The organism is Prosthecobacter sp., from assembly GCF_044226605.1.
Taxonomy (GTDB): Bacteria; Verrucomicrobiota; Verrucomicrobiia; order Verrucomicrobiales; family Verrucomicrobiaceae; genus Prosthecobacter.
In genome coordinates, this window is record NZ_JBGAGS010000006.1 from 240,336 (window position 1) to 261,167 (window position 20,832).

At 60.8% G+C, this 20,832-nt stretch carries 19 protein-coding genes; 4 read left to right on the top strand and 15 right to left on the bottom strand.

Annotated features, from left to right (window positions below; all coding sequences use genetic code 11):
- Positions 1 to 334: 334 nt before the first annotated feature.
- The 9 genes from ACILSO_RS09995 to ACILSO_RS10035 form a co-directional block, all read right to left on the bottom strand.
- On the bottom strand, positions 335 to 1,030 hold the full coding sequence (locus tag ACILSO_RS09995; protein WP_395737249.1) for a class I SAM-dependent methyltransferase: 696 nt from the start codon (positions 1,028 to 1,030) through the stop codon (positions 335 to 337).
- Complete coding sequence (locus tag ACILSO_RS10000) at positions 1,027 to 2,562, bottom strand: hypothetical protein (RefSeq protein ID WP_395737250.1); 1,536 nt, start codon at positions 2,560 to 2,562, stop codon at positions 1,027 to 1,029. Before ACILSO_RS10000 ends, ACILSO_RS09995 begins: the two co-directional genes overlap by 4 nt.
- Before the next feature lie 5 nt (positions 2,563 to 2,567).
- Positions 2,568 to 3,920 carry a flippase gene (locus ACILSO_RS10005; RefSeq protein WP_395737251.1) on the bottom strand — a complete coding sequence of 451 codons (1,353 nt, stop codon included), beginning with the start codon at positions 3,918 to 3,920 and terminating at the stop codon, positions 2,568 to 2,570.
- 380 nt (positions 3,921 to 4,300) lie between these two features.
- Positions 4,301 to 4,882: a D-sedoheptulose 7-phosphate isomerase gene (locus ACILSO_RS10010; RefSeq protein WP_395737252.1), complete on the bottom strand. Its 582-nt coding sequence runs from the start codon at positions 4,880 to 4,882 to the stop codon at positions 4,301 to 4,303.
- Positions 4,879 to 5,874: a bifunctional heptose 7-phosphate kinase/heptose 1-phosphate adenyltransferase gene (locus ACILSO_RS10015; protein ID WP_395737253.1), complete on the bottom strand. Its 996-nt coding sequence runs from the start codon at positions 5,872 to 5,874 to the stop codon at positions 4,879 to 4,881. The genes ACILSO_RS10010 and ACILSO_RS10015 overlap by 4 nt, the downstream gene beginning before the upstream one ends.
- A complete protein-coding gene (locus tag ACILSO_RS10020; protein ID WP_395737254.1) occupies positions 5,875 to 6,939 on the bottom strand; it encodes a 3-deoxy-7-phosphoheptulonate synthase in 1,065 nt (354 codons plus the stop codon).
- Between the two features lie 349 nt (positions 6,940 to 7,288).
- Positions 7,289 to 7,888, bottom strand: a complete 600-nt coding sequence (gene tsf / locus ACILSO_RS10025) for a translation elongation factor Ts (protein ID WP_395737255.1) — start codon at positions 7,886 to 7,888, stop codon at positions 7,289 to 7,291.
- Between the two features lie 21 nt (positions 7,889 to 7,909).
- Positions 7,910 to 8,602 carry a 30S ribosomal protein S2 gene (gene rpsB, locus ACILSO_RS10030; protein ID WP_395737256.1) on the bottom strand — a complete coding sequence of 231 codons (693 nt, stop codon included), beginning with the start codon at positions 8,600 to 8,602 and terminating at the stop codon, positions 7,910 to 7,912.
- Between the two features lie 187 nt (positions 8,603 to 8,789).
- Positions 8,790 to 9,656 carry an RluA family pseudouridine synthase gene (locus tag ACILSO_RS10035; RefSeq protein ID WP_395737257.1) on the bottom strand — a complete coding sequence of 289 codons (867 nt, stop codon included), beginning with the start codon at positions 9,654 to 9,656 and terminating at the stop codon, positions 8,790 to 8,792.
- A gap of 82 nt (positions 9,657 to 9,738) precedes the next feature.
- On the opposite strand from ACILSO_RS10035, the gene ACILSO_RS10040 reads away from it, so the two are divergent.
- Positions 9,739 to 10,311, top strand: a complete 573-nt coding sequence (locus ACILSO_RS10040; RefSeq protein WP_395737258.1) for a c-type cytochrome domain-containing protein — start codon at positions 9,739 to 9,741, stop codon at positions 10,309 to 10,311.
- Positions 10,312 to 10,314: 3 nt separating this feature from the next.
- Here ACILSO_RS10040 and ACILSO_RS10045 read toward each other — a convergent pair whose 3' ends face one another.
- Complete coding sequence (locus tag ACILSO_RS10045; protein WP_395737259.1) at positions 10,315 to 10,749, bottom strand: YkgJ family cysteine cluster protein; 435 nt, start codon at positions 10,747 to 10,749, stop codon at positions 10,315 to 10,317.
- Positions 10,750 to 10,928: 179 nt separating this feature from the next.
- On the opposite strand from ACILSO_RS10045, the gene ACILSO_RS10050 reads away from it, so the two are divergent.
- Genes ACILSO_RS10050 through ACILSO_RS10060 form a run of 3 tightly spaced genes read left to right on the top strand, consistent with a single transcriptional unit; the run spans position 10,929 to position 14,511 of the window.
- Positions 10,929 to 13,511, top strand: a complete 2,583-nt coding sequence (locus ACILSO_RS10050; protein ID WP_395737260.1) for a protein kinase domain-containing protein — start codon at positions 10,929 to 10,931, stop codon at positions 13,509 to 13,511.
- A complete protein-coding gene (locus ACILSO_RS10055; protein WP_395737261.1) occupies positions 13,508 to 13,924 on the top strand; it encodes a SufE family protein in 417 nt (138 codons plus the stop codon). The genes ACILSO_RS10050 and ACILSO_RS10055 overlap by 4 nt, the downstream gene beginning before the upstream one ends.
- A gap of 2 nt (positions 13,925 to 13,926) precedes the next feature.
- Positions 13,927 to 14,511: a GNAT family N-acetyltransferase gene (locus ACILSO_RS10060; RefSeq protein WP_395737262.1), complete on the top strand. Its 585-nt coding sequence runs from the start codon at positions 13,927 to 13,929 to the stop codon at positions 14,509 to 14,511.
- A 109-nt stretch (positions 14,512 to 14,620) separates the two neighbouring features.
- On the opposite strand, the gene ACILSO_RS10065 is transcribed toward ACILSO_RS10060, so the two are convergent.
- The 5 genes from ACILSO_RS10065 to lysA form a co-directional block, all read right to left on the bottom strand.
- On the bottom strand, positions 14,621 to 16,927 hold the full coding sequence (locus ACILSO_RS10065; RefSeq protein ID WP_395737263.1) for a dienelactone hydrolase family protein: 2,307 nt from the start codon (positions 16,925 to 16,927) through the stop codon (positions 14,621 to 14,623).
- 105 nt (positions 16,928 to 17,032) lie between these two features.
- Positions 17,033 to 17,515, bottom strand: coding sequence for a C-type lectin domain-containing protein (locus ACILSO_RS10070; protein ID WP_395737264.1), 483 nt, complete (start codon positions 17,513 to 17,515; stop codon positions 17,033 to 17,035).
- A 53-nt stretch (positions 17,516 to 17,568) separates the two neighbouring features.
- Complete coding sequence (locus ACILSO_RS10075; protein ID WP_395737265.1) at positions 17,569 to 18,516, bottom strand: ROK family protein; 948 nt, start codon at positions 18,514 to 18,516, stop codon at positions 17,569 to 17,571.
- Positions 18,513 to 19,436, bottom strand: a complete 924-nt coding sequence (gene metF, locus ACILSO_RS10080) for a methylenetetrahydrofolate reductase [NAD(P)H] (RefSeq protein ID WP_395737266.1) — start codon at positions 19,434 to 19,436, stop codon at positions 18,513 to 18,515. The genes ACILSO_RS10075 and metF overlap by 4 nt, the downstream gene beginning before the upstream one ends.
- 51 nt (positions 19,437 to 19,487) lie before the next feature.
- Positions 19,488 to 20,780 (bottom strand): diaminopimelate decarboxylase, encoded by a 1,293-nt coding sequence (gene lysA / locus ACILSO_RS10085; protein WP_395737267.1) that lies wholly within the window; start codon positions 20,778 to 20,780, stop codon positions 19,488 to 19,490.
- Positions 20,781 to 20,832 lie beyond the last annotated feature (52 nt).

A 20,832-nucleotide genomic window follows, 5' to 3' on the forward strand; every position in this document is an offset into this window, starting at 1 on the left:
GTATTGTAGTACCGGCTTCAGCTGGTTCTGGAAACATCCTCCACGCAATAAGCTCTCAAACAGCCCCGTCGTTACCTTCCCGTCTCCAATCCAGCCTCGTGAAATTCGGCTGCTCCCCATCGCTCCGCCGCACACCAGCCCTGAAGGGGCGAAACTCAGCCCACGGTCAGCCGAGCCTGGGTTGTCACAGAGCACTCGGGAAAGCAAGCCCCACGGCCCCTTGGCCCACCGCGCTCCCCAGCAGCGTTCTCCGCGACCCGCCGCCACAGACACGCGCGTCCCATCCACGCCCCGCGCCCAGTCCTGCAATGAACACCGCTTCATCAGCACGAAATCATGACACCTTTTGAAACAATCCCAGCAGACCATACGGCTGCTGCGCCCGCCGCTGCTCCGGGCTCAAATGAGTCTCCCGGTCCACCCAAGCCACCGGCACAAACATGCCATGAGCAGGCAGTCGCGCGCACCGCAGCATGCGCCGCACGGTGTCCCGCGTCAAAAACCAGTCGTTGCTCACCAGCCGCATCCCATGCGGCGTAAACAGCGCGCTGAGCTCCTCCTCCACGTACCCCTCACGCACATGGTCCGGCTGGGCAAACGGCTCCGGCGGGCGCGGCACGGTGATCACCGCATGCCCTCCCGGCTTGAGAATCCGGCACAGCTCGGACGCCGCTTTTTCATGGTCCTCAATGTGCTCGATCACCTGCGTGGACATCACCACATCCACACTTTCATCTGCCAGCGGAATGGCGAGCAGCGACTCTCGCATCACCTCCACTCGGGCATCTCTTCCAGCATTCGCCTGCAGCTTGCTGAAGTTTTCCTCGTCATACTCTAGGGCAATGCCCTTGCTGAATCCCAGCGCCATGGAGCGCCGCAAAAACTCCCCGGATCCCGCCCCGCCATCAAAGATCACGCCCCGCATCGGAGTCAGCCGCAGCGCACGCTCCAGGCACGGCCATTCCGTCCGATAGCGGATCGTGTTGAAGGTAAAGCAGAAGCGCCGCAGCGCTGGACGCAGAAAATTCATACAAGGCGTGGTTGCGGTTGTGGATCGACCAGGGGCCTGCGCACCCTCCCCATGGCCGGCTGCGAGTTCTGGCGTGCCGCCCTCAGAGAGTCCCGCGAGACCACCACCACCGTGGAGAGACTCATCCAGAACAGGATGTTGTTCGGAAACGTGCTCAGCACGCTCCCTCCGATCGCAGAGATCATCACCATGGAGAAAGTCAGCGCGATCATCCGCGCGGCAAACTTCCGGCTGGGTTCGTCCTTCATGCTCCAGGCCGTGCGGTGGAAGGATCGCAGCACCAGGAAGAGCAGCACCAGCGTTGCCACCAGCGCCAGCGCGCCGTATTTCACCAGAATCTCGCTCACAGGATCATGGTAGAAATACACACCGGTTCCGTCCTCCCTCACTCCATGGCCAAAGAGGCTCCAGGCCGCCGGATTCATCAGCACGCTCGCAAATCCCTGCACCCGGTCCCAGTACGTGCCGATCACGATCATGTGGGACAGAAAGCCTCCGGAAGGTCCGGCTGAGGCCACCGCCACGCTGATGTCATCCAGCCTCGGCGCCAGCCACGGGGAAATCAGCACCAGGGCCACAAACGAGCCAACGCTCATCACGTAGAAGACCCGGGTCCGTCCGGGCTTCGCAAAGCACCATCCCCCAATCAGCGCCAGCATTGGGATCATCATCGGCGTGCGGCTCGCAGACGCCACGAGGCCTGCGCTGTGAATGAAAAAGAACAGCAGCGCCACCGGGCGGGAAAGCGCGGGCTTCTGTCCGCGCTTGGGAGTGCTGAAGCCGAGATACAGGCTCAGCACCGCCAGGCAGGCGCAAACCACCGAAAGGGCGGTGGGGGAGTTCAGCGTCGAAAAAGCGCGCACCTGCCCGGAATACAGCTGCTTCATTTCCACACTCAGCCCGCTCATCAGGTACTCGATCTCAAAGTCGGCCCACCCAAAAACCTGCTGCACCACCCCGTAGATGGCCACCGGGGCAAAGGCGAACACCAGATAGCGCCAGATCGCCTGGATTTCCACGCTGGTATGAAACAGCACCGGCAGCACAAACAGCAGCAGCGAGTAAAGGCCGTCGTTCGCCATGGCTTGCAGCACACCGTTCACACCTGCGCCTGGGTGCCTCGCCGCCGCCGCTCCCGCCAGCAGCATCAGCAGTATGCCAATGCCCAGGGACCGCCAGTCCCGCATCGTGACCGGCCGGGAATGCATCAGGCCGCCCACAATGAGGGAGGTGATGACGCCGCCAAACATCGCTGGCGTGATCCCCAGCACAAATGTCAGGTCATCCTGCGTCACTCGCCCGCCGATGACGAGCAGGCGCTTCACCAGGTCGTTGTATCCGCAGAACGTCAGCCAGATAAAAAATCCCACACGCGGCGAGATCAGGCAGAAAACAAAACCTCCCACCAGCAGAAACCGGCACAGCTCGCCAATGGTGTTTCCACTGGTCAGCAGCACGGAGGCCATCGAGTAGAGGCCGCCGAGCATCAGGAAGAGGATCAGCAAAATGACACCTGGATTTCCACGATTCATAAGGATCAGGGGGTGGAGCGCCGACGTCCGTTCAGCAGGCGGGCGCTGGTATCCTGCAGCAGATGCGGCAGCCGGATGAAACCGCGCATCATCAGAGAGGTCAGGTCACGCGTGGCCGCCATGGCGGGTGTGCTCACCAGCCAGGCGATGCAATAGGCGATCAAGGTGGCCCACGCGGCTCCCAGCCCGCCATAGGTAGGTATCCACAGCCAGTTGAGAAACGCATTGATCACCAGCCCGGCCAGCACCGCCGGCAGGTTCGCCCACAGCCTTCCTTCAATCGTCAGGTACTGCGTCCGCGCCACTCCCAGCGCGAAGGGGATCAGCGCCCAGGCATGCACCATGAGCATCGCCGCTGCAGGTTGAAATGCCTCCCCAAACAGCAGCGCCACGACCCATTTGGAGGTGACCGCCACGGACAGCGCCAGCGCAAAGGTCAGGGCAAACGAAAGTCCAAAGTAATCCGCCAGCCGGTCCCGGTAGTCGGCTGCACCGCTCCGCTTCCGCTCGATCAGCGGCGGCATCATGAAGGTCGCCAGCATCATCGGCAGAAAATAGGCCACCTCGGAAATGCGCACGGCCGCGCTGTAGTATCCCGCCTCCGCATCTCCCCGCATCGCCAGCACCATGATGGCGTCCATCCGCAGCAGCATGAGCAGCGCAAACTGCGTCGCGATCTCAAACCACGACTCACGCAGCAAGGCCACGGAACGGCGCTTCTCCCAGCGCCACGCCCGCCACGCCCCTCCGCTGCGCCGGTAATGGACATACAGCATCACCACAGTCGCCAGGCACTCGATGACATACGTGAGCGCAAAGAACCAAAGCGGTGCCTGCATTGCCACGCCCGCCACAATCGCAATCATGCTCAGCATGAATCCGCCAAACTGACACCACGCCGCCGTGTGCATGCGCCGGTCCGTTTCAAACCACGCCAGAACATCCGTGGCCGCATGCGCCAGCAGCACCACCCCATAGATCAGCAGCAGCGCCGCGTGCGGCGGCTCAAAGCACCACGCATAAACAGCCAGACCGCCAAACAGAATGAGCCCTGCCGCCAGCCGTGTGTAAAAACTCGACCCCATGATGGCCGGATGGTCAGCTCCTTCACTCATCAGTTCCCGCACCAGCACCCGGCCCATGCCCAGCTCCGCCAGCGTATACAGCAGCGATACCATCGCAAGACTGGCCGCAAGCGCGCCAAAGCCCGCGCTGCCAAGATGTCGCGCCAGCAGCCCCGTCACCACCACATTGATCCCCAGCCTCAGCACGCGCAGCACCGCCGACTTCGAAAAGCCCGACACCATGCCATGCAAACCACCGCGCGAATGCCGCGCTGCCTGTGACGATTGATTCATTCAGACCACTTTGTCAGAACCAGTTCCATCCCTGCCTGTTCATGTCCCTGGCCGCCAAACCCTGACAGTTCAAGAAAGCTCACTCCCGCCCATCATCCGGGACCTAAAAAGTTCCTTCTACCCAGCACATAATTGCAAAGATTCTGTCGGCACCTTCTCCTCATCGCCCCGCTCCACACCAGCTCCAAAGGAGCTGCGGAATTCAGCCCAGGGTCAGCCGAGCCTAGGCGAGGCGCCCCTGGGTTTCGACGAACACATCGGGGAAGCAAACCCAGTACTTTCGCAGCACACCGCGCTCACCAGCAGCGTCTTCACGCCACCCCGCCGCAGAACTGCGCTTCGCGTTCCCTACTGCGATCGCTCCATCCAACGCCTTGCTGCTAGGCAACCGCATACGCCTTCTCCACCACATCACAAAGAAGATGCCCGATCAACAGATGACACTCCTGCACCCGCGCGGTAATCCCGGACGGCGCTTTAAAGCTCAGCTTCGCCTCAGCAGCACAGTCCGCGCCCTTCTCACCGGTGAAGGCAATCGTCACACAGCCCCGCTTGTTCGCCGCCTGCAGCCCCAAAAGCACGTTTTTGCTCGTGCCTGAAGTGGAAATGCCCAGCGCAACATCACCAGGCTGCGCCAGCGCTTCAATCTGCCGCGCAAAGACGCTGTCGTATCCGAAATCGTTGCTGTGCGCCGTCAGGATCGAGGTGTCAGTGGTCAGGGCCAGACCCGCAAGCGCAGGCCGGTTGATGCGGTACCGCACCACCAGTTCCGCGGCCAGATGCTGCGCATCCGCGGCGCTGCCACCGTTGCCGAAGAAAATGACTTTCTTACCCGCCTTCAGCGCCCCCAGCCAGGCCTCGGCCAGCGGCGCGATCTGGGCGCTCATGCTGCAAAGCTTGCCGATGGCATCCAGGTGCTCGGTGAGATGGGCTTTATAAAGAGATTCGAAGTCAGTGCTCATTTGTCTGAGAAGGCTGCCAGCAGTTCGTCTGGCGTCAATGTGGCCGTTCCAAGCTTGCCCACAACGATGCCGCTGGCGTGGTTCGAGATGTCCGCGGCCTCCCGCAGGCTGTGCCCGCTGGCAAGCGCAAGCGTCAGCAGGGCGATGGCGGTGTCCCCCGCGCCGGACACGTCAAAGACTTCGCGTGCCCGCGTCGGAATGTGGTGCGGCTCCTGCCCCCGCTCAAACAGCATCATCCCCTGCTCTCCTAAAGTGACGAGCACACTGGCGACGTTCCATTTGGCCAGCAGCACCCGGCCGACCTCCAGCAGTTCCTTGTTTTCCAGCGGTGCTTCGGGCAGCAGATGATCTTCAAGTCCCGCTGCGGCAAAAGCTTCCAGGCGGTTGGGCTTCACCAGCGACACACCCGCCCATGGCAAAGGATTGCGCGGCGAGGGATCGACCGTGACGATCAGCTTGTGCTCGGCGGCGATTTTGGCCACCACCTCCATGAGCTGCTCGGTCATGAATCCTTTGCCGTAGTCTTCCAGAATGATGGCGTCAAGATTGGGCGCGAGTTCACGCAGACGCTGCTCCACTTCGACGAGTTCATCAGCGGTCAGAGGCAGCAGCTTTTCGCGGTCCACCCGCACGATCTGCTGCTGGCGCGCGGACACGCGTGCCTTGGAGATCGTGGGCAGCGTCTCATGCACCAGCAGCGGTGCAGGATCCACCTTGTCCTCGATCAGCAGCGTGCGCAGCTTTTCTGCGGCCATGTCCTTCCCCACCCGCCCCATGAGATGAGTGTGCGGAGAAAACGGCGAAATGTTGCGCGCCACGTTCGCGGCACCACCGGGATAAAATTCTTCCTTCGTGACCTCCACAATGGGCACCGGCGCCTCCGGCGAAATGCGGCGCACATGCCCCCAGATGAAGTGGTCGAGCATGACATCTCCCACCACAAGGATGCGGCCTTGCGCAAAGCGCTGGAGATGGTCGCGTGTGAAGGTCATTTATTTGCTGCGGCGCGCGCGGACGGCGGCGGCGAGTTCTTCAAGCATCGTCTCCGTGGTTTCCCAGGACACACAGGCATCGGTGATGCTCTGTCCATAGGTAAGCGGCTGCCCGGGCTTCGCGTCCTGGCGTCCTTCCACGAGATGGCTCTCGATCATCACCCCGGTGATGGCAGTGCTGCCGCCGGCGATCTGTTCCGCCAGGGATGCAGATGCCACAGGCTGCTTGCGGTAGTCCTTCAGGCTGTTGCCATGGCTGCAGTCCACCATCACGCTTGCAGGCAGCCCGCGCGCGGTCAGCTGGTCGGACACATTCTTGATCGAGGCAGCATCAAAGTTCGTGCCGCCTTTGCCACCGCGCAGGATCACGTGGCAGGCATTGTTGCCCTTCGTGTTCACAATGGCGGCGACTCCGTCCTTCGTCACCGAGAGGAAACAGTGCTGCCCCTTCGCGGCCTCGATGGCGTCCAGCGCCACCTGGATGCCGCCATCCGTGCCGTTCTTGAATCCCACCGGCATGGACAGGCCGGATGCAAGCTGACGATGCACCTGGCTTTCCGTCGTGCGTGCGCCAATCGCCCCCCACGCAACCACATCCGCGATGTACTGCGGCGTGATCACATCCAGAAACTCCGTGCCCGCAGGCACCCCGCGCTTGGTCAGCTTGATCAGAAGATCACGTGCCCCGCGCAGCCCGGCGTTGATGTCAAAGGTCCCGTCCAGATGCGGATCATTGATGAACCCCTTCCAGCCCACCGTGGTCCGCGGCTTCTCAAAATACACACGCATCACGATCTCAAGATCAGCGCCGTATTTCTCACGGGCCTGGATGATGTGCTGCGCATACTCCAGCGCGGACTTCGTGTCATGGATCGAGCACGGGCCGACGACCACAAGCAGCCGGTCATCCTTCAAATTGAGGATGGCCTCGGCTCGTTTGCGTGAATCTTCAATGAACGCCGACTCCAGTTCCCCCAGTCGAAACTCATGCATGAGCAATGCAGGTTGGATAAGCGGCAGTATTTCAGCGATCCGAAGGTCGTCAGTTGGATGGGATTGGCTCACGGCAGAAGAGGGGCAAAAAAAGCGGGCGTGCAGAATGGAGGCGTCTGGCCGCGGTGGAAACCAAAAGTTGAGCGAAGATGCGAATTCGCCGTTCCGCGGCAAGCTGCCGCCCATGGTGCCCATCATTCAGGCACCACCAGTCGGTGGAATCGGGGATGCGCACACGGCGCAGGCACAGCCGGCCACTGGTGGAAGTCCACTCATAGCAAATATGCCAATTACGGAAATTTTGACACAGGCTGGGTATTTTGGCAAAGCTAAATATCCTGTTTTCCTCATAACTTGCGGAATCCGACACATAAAAAAGGCGGTCGTTGCCGACCGCCTTCGTGATTTATTGGAATCAATCTTACTGGATATCTTCACCCACAGCGTAACGCACAAAGCGGCGCACGATGAGGTTTTCACCCAGCTCGGTAATCTTGCCCTTGATCAGGTTCGCGATCGTAAGCTCAGGATCCTTGATGAACGCCTGCTCCAACAGGCAGTTGTCGGCATAGAATTTCTCCATTTTGCCATCAACGATCTTGTCCACGATGTTCGCGGGCTTGCCCTTGACCAGCTCGGCGCCGATCTCGCGCTCCTTCGCGACGAGGTCCGCAGGGACGTCTTCGCGCTGGAGGTAGCGGGGATTGGCAGCCGCGATGTGAAGGGAAATGTCCTTCACCAGCGCCTGGAAGTTCTCATTACGAGCCACAAAGTCCGTCTCGCAGTTCACTTCAATCAGCACACCGATACGGCCTGCCATGTGAATGTAGGAGGCGATGATGCCTTCCTTCGTCTGGCGGTCAGCCTTCTTTTCAGCCTTGATGGTGCCGCTCTTGCGGAGGATGGTTTCGGCCTTTTCGAGGTCGCCACCGGCTTCCGTGAGGGCTTTTTTGCATTCCATCATGCCTGCGTTGGTCTTTTCACGCAGGGTCATGACGAGTTTAGCGGAGATTTCAGCCATGGTTGGTTTTGGGGGTAAAAGTTACTTCTTGGCTTCGGCCGTGGCGACGATGACGGGGTCGATCAGCTTCTGCAGGATGATGCGGATGGAGCGGATGGCGTCGTCGTTGGCGGCGATGGGGTAGTCGATGATGTTCGGATCGGCGTTCGTGTCCACGAGGGCGACGATCGGAATGCCAAGGCGGCGGGACTCATGAACGGCGATGTGCTCGCGGGCGGAGTCAACGATGACGACTGCGTCTGGCACTTTGCCCATGTGGCGGATGCCGCGAAGGTTGCGCTCCAGCTTGATGCGCTCGCGGTTGAGGCCGGCGAGCTCCTTCTTGGACATGAGCTTGAACTCGGGCTTGTTCTCGATGTCTTCGAGGTAGTTGAGACGGGCGATGCTCTTCTTGATCGTCTCCATGTTGGTGAGCGTGCCGCCCAGCCAGCGATGGTTGACGTAGAACTGGCCACAGGCTTCGGAGGCCTGCTTCACAGCTTCCTGGGCCTGGCGTTTGCAGCCCACGAAAAGGATCTTCTTGCCGCGGCGGGCGAGGTCGGCCAGGAAATCAGCGGCCTTGTCGATCTGCTTGACGGTTTCCTCGATGTTGAGGATGTGAATCTGGTTCTTGGTGCCCATGATGAAGCTCTTCATCTTGGGGTTCCAGCGCTTGGTTTGATGTCCGAAATGGACTCCGGCTTCGACGAGCTCGGCGAGGATCTGTGTTGACATGTGTTTGGTATCTAAGGCGCCTGTCTTCCGCACGCTTTGGGGGCAAAACGCTCAGCCGCAGGGGCTGATCCGGTCGAACGGGCTAAGGGTTAAAACCCTTTGGCCTGACCAACATGGCCCGGCGAAAGGGGGCGCGATGTTACCGGCATCCCCTCGTACGGCAAGCGGTTTTTCTCCCTCAGAATTGTCACACCAGCTTTGCCAGCGCATCTGGGAGCGGCAGGACGAAGTCCATTTTTTCCTCGGTGGCGGGGTGGCGGAAGTGGAGTTCGCTGGAGTGGAGGCCCAGTCGGCGGGCGGGATCAGTGGTGGCGCCGTAGGGCTTGTCGCCGACGATGGGGTGGCCCATGTCGGAGAGGTGGACGCGGATCTGGTGGCGGCGGCCGGTTTCGAGTTTCAGCTCGACGAGGGTCGTTTTGGCGCCGCGCTTGAGGACCTTGAAGTGAGTGATGGCCTCGCGGGTATCCTCATTGGGCGGGACGCTGCGGACGCGGAGGGAGAACTCCTCATTGAGATGACAGCGGAGGGTGCCGGAATCGCGCTTGATGACACCTTCGGTGACAGCGAGGTAGGTTTTGTCGAAAAGATGCCAGTTCCGCTGCAGGATGCGCTTGTAGGGCTCGGTTTTGGCGAAGACGATGAGCCCGGAGGTGTCGCGGTCCAGGCGGTGAACGATCCAGACGCGGTTGCGGGCGTTGGTGGCACGGACGTGGTCGGTCAGGGCGGCGTAGGCCGTGCGGCCATTGCCGGAATCGGTGGCCACCGTGAGCCATCCGGCGCCTTTGTTCAGCACGATGATGGCCTCGTCCTCATAAACGATGCTGAGGCCGGCGGGCATGGGCTTGACGTCGGCACGTGGGGCGCGCTCGACTTTGATGGTGATTTTGTCTCCGGGCTTGAGTGCGTGGTCGTGGCGGGTCACGGCGTGGTCATTGACTCGTACGCTGCCGTATTTCAGCCACTGCTTGAGGCGGGTGCGCTTCATGTCCGGCCAGTTTTCGAAAAGAAAAGGCAGGAGTTCGGTGGCAGATTTGACGGTGCGGTGCTCGGACATGGGGTGTCATGGCACGGAAAAAAGATGCTGGCTAAGGAAAAGCGGGGTGGCACGTTGGTGACAGGTTCAAACGCGCGCCCCCATGTCTCTGATTCGATTCTGCCTACTCGTCCCCTTTTTAGCCCCAACGCTCGCCCTGACGGCGGATTTTCAGAAGGACATTCAGCCGATTCTGGAGAAGAACTGCTATGAATGCCACAGCGTGAAGACAGGGAAGAAGAAGGCGGGTTTCGTCTTTGACGACCTGAAGACTTTCAAAATGGACATTGCTGACAACGATGTGGCGCAGATTCGTCCAGGAAAGCCGGCTGAAAGCCATTTCCTCGAAATCATGGTCAATGACGGCAAAAACCACATGCCACCCGATGGGCAGCTCTCCACCGGCGACATCAAAAAGATCACCGAATGGATCTCCGAGGGAGCGAACTTCGACAAAAACGCGCCCAAACTGGCACCGACGGCGGTCAAAAAGTCGCTGCCACCGATCATGAGCTGGACGAATATGGATGGGAAGACCATCAAGGCGGGGTTTGTGCGGCTGGATGGCGAGAATGTGGTGCTGCGCATGCCGTTGAACGCATCCGAGGTGTCCTACCCGCTGGCCAAGCTTTCCGAAGCGAGCCAGAAGCTGGCGCGCGACTGCGCGGCCCCCTGATCATCACATTTCCGCCAGAGCGGCGCTGACGGCTGATTCGAGCGGTCTGGACCCGCTGCCGCCAAGGCGCTCGTCGAGAGCCTCCAGGCGCTGGATGAGGTCCGCCACGTGTTTGCGCGGATACATGCCGCCGGCTTCGGCGCAAAAGTGGGTCCGGCAGCCAAAGGGCCGGTGCTTGTAAATGGTGCAGCGACCGTCGCGTCCCAGCAGCGGACAGGCACCGTCGGGGTGAGGTTTGAGCGCCTTGCGCCCGCTGGCACGCACCCCCTGGGCAGCGTACAAGGCCTCCCCCCGGGTAAGCATGGGAGTGTGGCCCGCCAGCCGGAAATGGCAGCAGCCCGTGCGCATTTCGCACTGACGGGGCAGAGGGCGGCGCTCCAACTCACCGTATATCGCCTCCATTTCCGGGCGGTGGTCTGATTGCTTGGGGTTTTTCATGCAGTGTGCATTCAGCATGGCTGTGCTGGCTTTTGTGGCACGCGATTTTTGCAAAGAGGCAATTGAGATTTGAGATTTCTCATTCCGCCCCCATCGTACACACCCTTGATGATGCTTCAGGCCAGTTTCCGCATCATCCGGCGGGTCAACAACCAATCCTAGAGACATCTGAAGCACGCATGAGTCTGCCCGAAATCGCCGGACATGAATTGCAGGACCTGGTTGGCAGCGGGCGGTGTGGCGCCGTTTACCGGGCGGTGTCCACGAACGGCAAAGCCTGCGCGGTCAAAGTTTTCAGTTCGATGGCGATCAATCGCAAGGCTCTGGCGACCGCCTTCCGAGCCCTGCAGCAGATGCCGCACCATCGCGGCGTGCTGCCGGTGGAAAGCTACAGTTTTGACAAAACGCCGTACTTTTGCGTCATGCCGCTGGTGGGCGTGATGACGAAGGACAGCCATGGCCGACGCCAGTGGCAGACGCCGTCTCTCGAGTCCGCGTGCAACGGCCTGCCCCCGGAACAGGCCTGGCGGCACATTTATGAGGTGGCGGATGCGCTCTCCTGGCTGCACAAACATGGGATTCCGCATGGCAACCTGCGCCCGTGCAACATCTTGCTGGAAGACGACGCGGAATCCTCGATCCGGCTCACAGACATCGCACAGGGCTGGGTGGGGGGCATTCATCACCTCGAATTGACGGACCATTTTGTCCATCTGTGCCCGGAACAGGCGGAAAATCCGGACGGGGTTTTCGCTGGGTACGGCCCTTCGTGGGATGTGTACAGTTTTGGCGTGCTGGCCTATCGCCTGCTCACGGGTGCGCTGCCGCGCGGCGCAGAAATGTGGGAAAGCGAGGTCGACCGCGCAAGGCAGCAGGCGGCGGCGGGTCTGGCCGTGCAGGTGAACAGCCATGCGCTGCTGCAGGCGGTCAAAGCCCAGCCGAAGATTTACTGGCCGCAGACCGCGCAGTCCAAGTGGGAGGAGCGCCGGCGAAACATCATCGAGCGCGCGCTGGATTTGAACCCGGCGGCGCGCTGGACGGACATGCGCGAGATCGTGCGCGAATTTGAAGTGCTGGAGAGCGACTACCTGCTCGAAGAGTCCCGGGAGCAGACCGTGCGCGAGAGGCAGAAACAGGCCAAGAAGGTGCTTACGCTGCAGACCACGGCCATCGCACTGCTGACGATTTTCGTGCTGTGCTTTGTGTATGCGTTTACGACCCTGCGGCGAGCGCAGAAGGCGGAGAACACGATCTCCAACATCAATGACGTCCACAAAATGGAGCGGGATGCGCTCAACGGCCGGATCGACACCTTGATCACCGAACGGGACACCTCACGAAGCGCCAAAGCGGTGGCGGATCAGAATTTGCAAAACTCGCAGAACGCCGTGGACCAGTTCCTGACGCAGCTGCTGCAAACTCCCACAGGCAACGAAATGGAGGCTGGCTTTCAGAAGGAGCAGCTGAAAGACGCGCTGGCCTACTGCATGCGCGGACTGCCAGCACTGGAGCAGTCGCCCGCACTTGGTGTGGAACGGCTGCGTGCCTACGGCAACATCGGGCAGATCCACCTCAAGCTGCGAAACACGACGCAGGCGGTGATTTTCCTTACCAAGGCACGCGACCAGGCTGCGGAGCTGATCAGCAAAGGAGCAGGCGGGAGCAGCGAGATCGCCCAATACCAGCAGTGGCTGGGCAGGTACAGCCTGCTGCTCTCTGACATTCGTGGCCGGGAAGGCAAGCATGCTGAGTCGCTGACCTTGCTCAAAGAAGCCACTGTTAACCTGGACAAAGGCCTGGCTGCGGATCCCAAGAACCGTCTTGCGCGCAATGAATGCGCCCGGGCGTGGCTGGAGTACGGCATGCGCACGCTGCGCAACGGGGATGTGACCGACTCAGAGCAGGCGCTGGCACGTGTGCCGGTGATTCTGGATGCGAAGATGATCGGGCATGATCTGATCAACGATGAGAAGTTCATTCTGGCCCGCGCGAAGTTTGCCAAGGGCATCAGCCAGCGTGACGCCGGCAAAGTCGAAGAAGCCCTCAACACGCTCATCGACTCTGTGAAGGACATGGGCGAGCTCGTTCTGGGCAGCAGTCCGCGGAATCAGGACCAGGCGCTGCTGCTGGCGGAGGCCTACACCGAGCTGGCAGAGCTGATAGGGCGGCACTTCAGCGGGTCGGATGCCAAAGAGGCGCACAACCAGGCCGTGCCGATCCTTCTGGAGCTCAACCGCCTGCTGCCGGAGTGGGCCGAAGTGAAATATTTGCTGGCGCGCAATTATGGCGCCCTCGCCTCGCTGGCCCGAGACGCGGGCAGCCCGGGGGAGGCGAGCAAGAAAAAGCAGGATGGCATCGAGCTGGTGAACGAAATCATGGCCGACGACAAGGAGAATGCGCGCTATGGCTTTCTGCTGGCGAAGCTGCGTGGTGAATACGCTGAACTGCTGGCTGACAGCAACAAGACCGCCGCCGCCATTCCGATCGCCAAGCAGGCGGTGGATTCGCTCGAAGCCCTCATCAAAGCGCAGCCGGCCAATGACAAGCTCACACCTGAGCGCCGCATGTGGGCCAGCCAGCTGGCGCAGCTGTACGGATCGCTGGGGCATACCTGTGAGAGCGCCGGCAAAAAGGCGGATGCCAAGACCGCGTTTGCCAATGCCGTGGCGATCTGGGAGAAGCTTGCCGCCGCGATCGCCAATGACGAGGCCATCCAGACGGGTCTCAACTGGAGCAAGGGCCGTCTCGCGAAGCTGAAATGAGCCTTGAGGAAAAACAGCAGTCGCTCATCGACGACCTGAACATCATCCAAGACCCGCATGAGCGTCTGAACGCGGTGGTGATGCGTGGGCGCTCGACGAAGCTTGAAGAGGCCCACAAGGTCGAAGCGAACCTTGTGCCCGGCTGTGTCTCACGCGTGTGGCTGCATGGGGAGATGGTGGACGGGCGGACGCGCTTTGTCTGCGAGGCTGAATCCCCGATGGTCCAAGGGCTGGCAGCGCTGCTGTGCGAATTGTACACGGACGCTGATCCTGCCGAAGTGGCGGCGGTCGAGCCACGGGTCTGGGAAAGCTGCAGCTTTACGAAGATGCTTTCTCCGACGCGGCTGAACGGACTGGCGAACATGCGGGGCAAGATCCGCCAGATGGCGAATGAATTTACCTCCGCATCCTGATCATGATCCGTCTGCAAAACTTTCATGGTGCCGAACTGGCACCGCACATCGACGCCCTGGGTGCACTGCGCATCGCGGTGTTTCACGAATATCCGTATCTGTATGTGGGCAATCTGGAGAACGAGCGTGACTATCTGGGCACCTACGTGAGATCCAGCGGCAGCCTGGTGGTGCTGGTGTTTGATGATGAGCGCGTGGTGGGTGCGACGACCTGCCTGCCGATGACTGATGAGGGACCGGAGTTTAAAGCGGCATTTGAGCAAGCGGGATATGACCTCTCCAAAATCTGCTACTTTGGTGAATCGATTCTGCTGCCCGAATATCGCGGCCGAGGATTTGGGAAGGAGTTTTTTGTCAGGCGTGAGGCGCATGCGCGAGCGCTGGGGAAGACGAAGAGCACCTTCTGCGCGGTGGACCGTGATGGAAAACATCCGCTGCAACCTGAGGGCTACCGCCCGCTGGATGAGTTCTGGCGGAGCCAAGGGTATGTGAAGCATCCGGAACTCCAGGCGACCTTTGTGTGGAAAGAGATTGGCGAGGAGGAAGAGTCGCCGAAGACGCTGACGTTTTGGGTGAAGGAGCTGTAGCCAGACGGCAGTAAGCTCTGGATTCTGAGTACGCCAAAGATGGCTTGTACCTCAGGGTGCTTGCGAGCCGCACAGAGGACTGTGCGGACCACTATGGGCCTGACGTCCGTCAGCGCTCGGGCCAGTTCAACTGTTTGTGGAGGAAGCTGAAGGTGCCTTTGCCGTTGATGGTGTGGCCGCCGTTGAAGAACTCGATTTCGGTGCGCTCCTCCAGGCCGAACTGGGCGTAGAGCCAGCGTGTCTTGGCGTATTCATAGGCCACCCAGGGATCGATGGAGACGCCGTCATGGTGTCCGCGCTCAACCATGAAGGGACGGGGGAACATGAGGTAGGTGAGCTCAGCATAGCTGAAGGTGCTGCCCATGTTGAAGTAGGGCATCTCCCATTCGTCCGTGAACATGAAGCTGTGCTTGTCCTCGGTCGTGGCGACCTTGCGGGTCCAGTCGTTGAAGTCTCCGGAGCAGATGGAGAGGCAGTAACCGTCCAGCAAAGGCGGGATGCGCACCGCACTCTCGCCACCGTAGCTGAGGCCGTAGAAGCCGATGCGTTTGGCATCGACCTGCGGCAAGGAGCCGAGCCAGTTGAGCCACTGCTCATGGTGGCGGAGCATGACTGAAAACATGGAGGCCTTCACGGTGTTTCCCTTGCGTGAGAGCGTGCGGTACTGCTCCTCTTCCTTGTACAAGTTGTGCGGGGCGAGGGTGATGAAGCCGCGCTCGGCGAGATGCGCGGCGAAGTCATGATACGCGGGCTTGTCACCTTCGATGACGTCTGAAGGGATGCCATGGCGACCGTGCTGGCAGACGACCACGGGACGCTTCTCGTCGGCCTTCAGATCTTTGGGCAGGAGCAGGACTCCCCAGGCGAAGCCTTCGCCGCCGACGTCCAGCACCACTTCGTAGCCGGTCCATTTGGGCTTGTCGTAAATCTTGCGGGTGCGGGGCTTGGGAGTGGGGAGCGGGGAGTCGATCTTGCCGAGAATTTCCTCTGAGAAGTTTTTCCGAAAATCCTTGGTGGCAGCGATGAACTTGTCCGGCTTCTTGTCAGCAAACTGAGCGTAGGTCCAGGCGTCGTTGCGGAATTCCGGCATGGCTTTGAAGAGGAAGAAGTCATTGCGCACCTGATCTGAGCCGCGGATGAGGCGCTGTACATGGGCTTCGATTTCCTTCATCTGCGCAAACTGGCGCAAGGAGGGCACGTGGCTCTGGCGCAGGCTCTGCGGAAGCTCGCGGGAAAGGGCCATGTTGATGTCGGTCTTGAGGAGCTTGGCGAGGGCATTGGCCGCTGCGGCATCGCTGCGCACAAGGGAGCGGCGCTGGAAGCCGGGCGGCACCAGGGAGTCAATGCGCAGGTACTCCTCCTCCACCTCGTCAAATTCGGGGGTGCTGAGCCTGCCGGGCGCTGCCTGGTTTTTCTTGCCCTTGGGCGCAGGCGGGCCATCCACGTCAGGCTCGTCAGTATAATGGATGACGAGGCCGCGGGGGGCGATGAGGGAAGCGATTTCGGCATCGCCAAATTCTGCGAGCAGGCCCCACACATTGCGATAGAGAGGCTCACGCCAGGTGCGCTGACGAGACTTGAAGTAACCGCTCACGAGTGTGGCATCGATGCGCTGGTCAGCGGCGGCCGCATACATGGCGATGAGTCCGCCTTCGCCATAACCTGCGACACCGATCTGATCGTGACGATGAATGTTGATCCAGTCCACCAGCGCCAGCACCTTCTGGACTTCGTAGCCGATGATGTGCCTGCCCATCATGTAGGCCTGACGATGAAGCCATTCCCGGTGCGGCATGTTCGTCATGAGAATGGCCGGATTGCCGGAGCCGGCGTCGCTGCGATTGATCAAGACAGGGACGATGACGGCGAAACCATTCTCGACAAAACGACGCGCGATCTGCGCCTCTGCCGGCACACCGGGGGCCAGGCCTGCAATCTGCTCCGGCGTCTGATCTGCGTCTGGCAGAGCGATGATGTAGCCCTTGGGCTGGCCTTTGGGCTCCAGCAGCAGACCTTCACCGGAAACCTGCTCCAAGACGGGCCAGCGCACCTGGTAGATGCGGTAGGCCTTGGTCTTGCCCACCAGCGCGAGATTCGTCTCATCTCCATAACGCTCCAGCGCCACGGGCACACGCTTGTCCCTGAGACCGATGATGTGTTTGAAGCGCTCACGATTCTCATGGACCGACGCTGTGTAGGCATTCGTCGAAGAGAAATCGCGGTGCCAGTGTTTGGCGCGGGTCTTGACCGAATCGGCGATCAACTGGTCCATGTCCTCCAGTGCCGCAGCATGCATCTGCTCAGAGATGTCTCCGTCTTTGATCAGCGGCTGCGTGTCAGGAAGAGTTTCCGGCTGCTGGGCCAAAGCGTGCGCGGCCAACGCGAGCAGTGCGGCGGAAAAGAGCGGCAGTTTCATGGTGATGAATCAACTCTCATCGCCCAAGTCTTGCAAGCGGGACGGAATAGGCGGCGGACCGAAATAAAAAAGAGTTGGGTGGACAAGTGCACGGGCACGGTCTGCTCACTTTCCTTTCCACTCACAGATGTAGCCGATGATAGGCAGACTCGGGTAGGTGTCCCAATCTTTGGCAGAATCCGCCCAGCGGCCGTTAGGTGAGGTGCGAAGGTAGTTTTCCTTGCCGTTGTCATTGCTGGGTTCAGCAGGCTCCCACATGGTGAAAGTCATTTCCTGGCCGTCCACCCAGACCCATTTGCCTTCGACTTTTTCATCCGTGGCACCGAGCCACACGCGAAGCTTGGTGAGAGATTTGATGAAGCTGGCGGTGGGTTCATCATGCGCAACGGCGAGCTGGCCGCCGTGCAACTTGCAGCGGGACTGGGCCACAGCCCAGTTCACTTTTTCCAAGATCACGGCATACCACTTGCCGTTGAAGTACTTCGCGTCCCTCGGCACTCCGAGAGGAGGCTTGGGCGTTGCGGCGGGTTGTTGTGCCGGGGAGATGCAGGCCAGAATGAGCAGGGAAAGCAGCAGGAGCCTTTTCATGCCGCGAAATAGATCGCCAAATCGCGAGCGTGCAACCGACAGACCCGGCCACCTTAGGCGGCCGAAGCCCCGCCGGTCTGCTTCAAATGCAGGTCCAGCTCATACTTCCCGAGCGCCAGCGCCCCGAGCAGGCCTGAGCGTGCGCCGAGGCCGGGGGCGACAATGAAGTCGTCGAGGTTGCGGCCAAGTTCGGGGACGCGGAGATAGCCGTTGTTGAGCTTGTGGAGCTGGCCGCGGATCAGGGGAAGGATGTGCTCCTGGCTCATGACCCCGCCGCCGAGAATGATGCGCTTGGGGCAGATGCTGAGGGTGAGATTCATCAGGGCGTGGGCCATGACATCGGCGACTTCCTCCCATGCGGGATGATCCGGGGGAAGGGCCTCGGCTTTGACGCCCCAGCGGGAGGCAAGAGCCGGACCGCAGATGTAGCCTTCGACGCAGCTCTTGTGAAACGGGCAATGGCAGGCCTGCTGGAAGGCGGAGGAGTTCTGCGGAGGCGGCACGAGAAGGTGGCCGATCTCCGGATGAAGGAGGCCGTGAAGCAACTGGCCATTGATAAGCACGCCACCGCCCACGCCGGTGCCTACGGTGATGTAGATGAGGGGGGCTGTATCCTGCCCGGCGCCCCAGAGGTACTCGCCGAGGACGGCGGCATTGACGTCGGTGTCCCAGGCAACCGGAACGTGGTAGCGGTCTTTGAGCTTGGGGACGATGTTGGTGAACTGCCAGCCGGGCTTGGGCGTGGAGGTGATGTAGCCGTAAGTCTCGCTGTTTCGGTCGAGATCGATGGGGCCGAAGGAACCGATGCCGATGGCGGCAATGGAACCGTATTTCGACTTGGCCATGGAGAGGAAGCGGGTCACCCCGGCCATGGTGTCCTCGGGCGTGGTAGTGGGGATGCGGGTGACATCCCGCACGTCATGAGGACCGGTGCCGACGGCGCAGACAAACTTGGTCCCGCCAGCTTCGATGGCGGCAATGAGGGGGGCTTCTTCGCTCATGATTGCGGACGCACGGAGGCGGAGTCGCGAATGCCGAGGCTGGAGTAAATCTCGCGCGTAGCGTGGGATTTATTCAGCGTGTAGAAATGAATGCCGTCCACACCGTGGTCGAGCAGATCATGGCACTGCTCGGTGGCGTAGTGGATGCCGACTTTCTGCACGGCGGCCTCATCGCCACCGCAGCGCTGGATGGCGCGCAGGAGCTTGGCGGGGTAGCGGGCACCGGCGGCGAGCTCGGCCATGCGGCGCATGCCGGAGGCGCTGGTGATGGGCATGATACCAGCGATGATGGGAATGTGGATGCCAGCAAGCTGGCAGCGCTCGCGAAAGTCGTAGAAGTCGTGGTTGTCGAAGAAGAGCTGGGTGCAGATGTAGTCCGCACCTGCATCCACCTTGGCCTTGAGGTAATCCATTTCGAGCACGCGGTTTGGCGTGGTGGGGTGCCCTTCCGGGAAACCGGCGACGCCGATGCCAAAGCCGCGCCTGTCTGCATGAGCACCGCTGTCATTGAACTTCTTGATGAAGGAAACAAGGTCAGCGGCATGCTGGAAGGCGTCTTTTTTGCGGTCGTAGTTGGCGAGATTCTTGGGAGGATCTCCGCCGAGGGCGAGGATGTTGCTGACACCCGCCTGTGCGTAGCGCTCCAGGATGGACGCGATGTCCGCCTCGCTGTGGCAGACGCAGGTGAGGTGCGGCACGGCATCCAGGCTGGTGGTGGTCTTGATGCGCACCACGAGGTCGTGCGTGAGTTCACGGGTGGAACCGCCGGCGCCATAGGTGACGCTGACAAAGGAGGGCTTGAAGGCCTCCAGCTCGCCGATGGTCTGATATAGCGCTTCAAAGGCCTCCGCGCTCTTCGGCGGGAAGAACTCAAACGAGAGCGTGGGGCGCTGGTCTTGGAGGATATCGGCGATGTGCATCGAGGCTGTTTCTTTGTTCTCTGTTCCTAGTTCTCTGTAACCCGAGACAAATCAGGCGAGGTGCTCGCCTTTGAGGACGTCTTCGAGGGTCTGGCGTTCGCGCACGACGGTGGCCTTGTCGCCATCGACGAGGATCTCGGCGGGCATGGGGCGTGTGTTGTAGTTTGAAGCCATGGTGAAACCGTAGGCGCCTGCGCTGAGCACGGCGAGATAGTCGCCTTCTTTGACGTGCGGGATCTCACGGTTCTGGGCGAGGTAGTCTCCGGATTCGCAGATGGGGCCGACGACGTCGACTTTTTCCACAGAGGCGTCCGTGGGCTGCTTGAGCGGCACGATCTGGTGCCAGCCTTCATAGAGAGTCGGGCGGATGAGGTCATTCATGCCAGCATCGACGATCTTGAAGATCTTGGCGGAACCGCGCTTTTCATAGAGCACCTTGGTGAGCATGACGCCGGCGTTTCCGACCATGAAGCGACCGGGCTCGCAGAGGATGCGCAGGCCGAGGGGTTCAAGATGAGGAACCACGGCTTCGGCGTAGGCCTGGATGGTAAGCGGGTGCACTTCGGCATTTTCCTCCCACCAAGTGGAGTCGCCGGAGTCGAGGCTCTGCCTGTAGTTGATACCGATGCCGCCGCCGATGCTGAAGAACTCGATGCCGTAGCTCTTTTTCACCTGAGTGACGAGCGGGATGACCTTCTGCACGGCTTCAAGGAAGGGATCCACATTGGTGAGCTGGGAGCCGATGTGCATCTGCAGACCTTTGATGGTCAGATTGGGGCAGTCCGCGGAAACGCGGGCATACACGTCGAGGATCTGGTCGAAATCGATGCCGAACTTGTTTTCGCTTTTGCCAGTGGTGATCTTGGCGTGGGTCTTGGCGTCCACGTTGGGGTTCACACGCACGGCCACGGGGGCCTGCATGCCGAGTTCGCCTGCGACCTGGTTGATGTAGTGCAGCTCGGCCTCGGACTCCGCATTGAAGCAGTAGATGCCCTGCTTGAGAGCGTATTCGATTTCGTCGCGGGTTTTGCCCACGCCGGCGAAGGTGCACTTGGAGGGATCGCCACCGGCCTTGATGACGCGGTAGAGCTCGCCAGCGGAGACGATGTCGAAACCGCCGCCGAGCTTGGCGATGGTGTTGAGAACGGCGATGTTGGAGTTGGCCTTGACCGCGTAGCAGATCAGATGGTCGAGCTTCGCCAAGGAGGCATCAAGACGTGTAAAATGGCCTGCGATGGTGGCCTTGGAATAGACGTAAAGAGGCGTGCCGTGTTTCTCGGCGAGGGACTGAAGGGAGACGTTTTCGGCGAATAACTGGCCTTGGTGGTAGCGGAAGCTGTGCATAAGCGGGCCGCGTAGATAGGCGGGATTCAGCCCGGCGCAACCCTCCTCAGGC

Excerpts from the sequence above, each read along its gene's own strand:
- ACILSO_RS10040 (WP_395737258.1), top strand. The coding sequence starts at position 9,739 with ATGTCTCTGATTCGATTCTGCCTACTCGTCCCCTTTTTAGCCCCAACG.
- ACILSO_RS09995 (WP_395737249.1), bottom strand. The coding sequence starts at position 1,030 with ATGAATTTTCTGCGTCCAGCGCTGCGGCGCTTCTGCTTTACCTTCAAC.
- rpsB (WP_395737256.1), bottom strand. The coding sequence starts at position 8,602 with ATGTCAACACAGATCCTCGCCGAGCTCGTCGAAGCCGGAGTCCATTTC.
- ACILSO_RS10045 (WP_395737259.1), bottom strand. The coding sequence starts at position 10,749 with ATGAAAAACCCCAAGCAATCAGACCACCGCCCGGAAATGGAGGCGATA.
- metF (WP_395737266.1), bottom strand. The coding sequence starts at position 19,436 with ATGCACATCGCCGATATCCTCCAAGACCAGCGCCCCACGCTCTCGTTT.
- ACILSO_RS10015 (WP_395737253.1), bottom strand. The coding sequence starts at position 5,874 with ATGACCTTCACACGCGACCATCTCCAGCGCTTTGCGCAAGGCCGCATC.
- ACILSO_RS10060 (WP_395737262.1), top strand. The coding sequence starts at position 13,927 with ATGATCCGTCTGCAAAACTTTCATGGTGCCGAACTGGCACCGCACATC.
- tsf (WP_395737255.1), bottom strand. The coding sequence starts at position 7,888 with ATGGCTGAAATCTCCGCTAAACTCGTCATGACCCTGCGTGAAAAGACC.
- ACILSO_RS10050 (WP_395737260.1), top strand. The coding sequence starts at position 10,929 with ATGAGTCTGCCCGAAATCGCCGGACATGAATTGCAGGACCTGGTTGGC.
- ACILSO_RS10065 (WP_395737263.1), bottom strand. The coding sequence starts at position 16,927 with ATGAAACTGCCGCTCTTTTCCGCCGCACTGCTCGCGTTGGCCGCGCAC.
- ACILSO_RS10055 (WP_395737261.1), top strand. The coding sequence starts at position 13,508 with ATGAGCCTTGAGGAAAAACAGCAGTCGCTCATCGACGACCTGAACATC.
- lysA (WP_395737267.1), bottom strand. The coding sequence starts at position 20,780 with ATGCACAGCTTCCGCTACCACCAAGGCCAGTTATTCGCCGAAAACGTC.
- ACILSO_RS10010 (WP_395737252.1), bottom strand. The coding sequence starts at position 4,882 with ATGAGCACTGACTTCGAATCTCTTTATAAAGCCCATCTCACCGAGCAC.
- ACILSO_RS10075 (WP_395737265.1), bottom strand. The coding sequence starts at position 18,516 with ATGAGCGAAGAAGCCCCCCTCATTGCCGCCATCGAAGCTGGCGGGACC.
- ACILSO_RS10070 (WP_395737264.1), bottom strand. The coding sequence starts at position 17,515 with ATGAAAAGGCTCCTGCTGCTTTCCCTGCTCATTCTGGCCTGCATCTCC.
- ACILSO_RS10000 (WP_395737250.1), bottom strand. The coding sequence starts at position 2,562 with ATGAATCGTGGAAATCCAGGTGTCATTTTGCTGATCCTCTTCCTGATG.
- ACILSO_RS10035 (WP_395737257.1), bottom strand. The coding sequence starts at position 9,656 with ATGTCCGAGCACCGCACCGTCAAATCTGCCACCGAACTCCTGCCTTTT.
- ACILSO_RS10005 (WP_395737251.1), bottom strand. The coding sequence starts at position 3,920 with ATGAATCAATCGTCACAGGCAGCGCGGCATTCGCGCGGTGGTTTGCAT.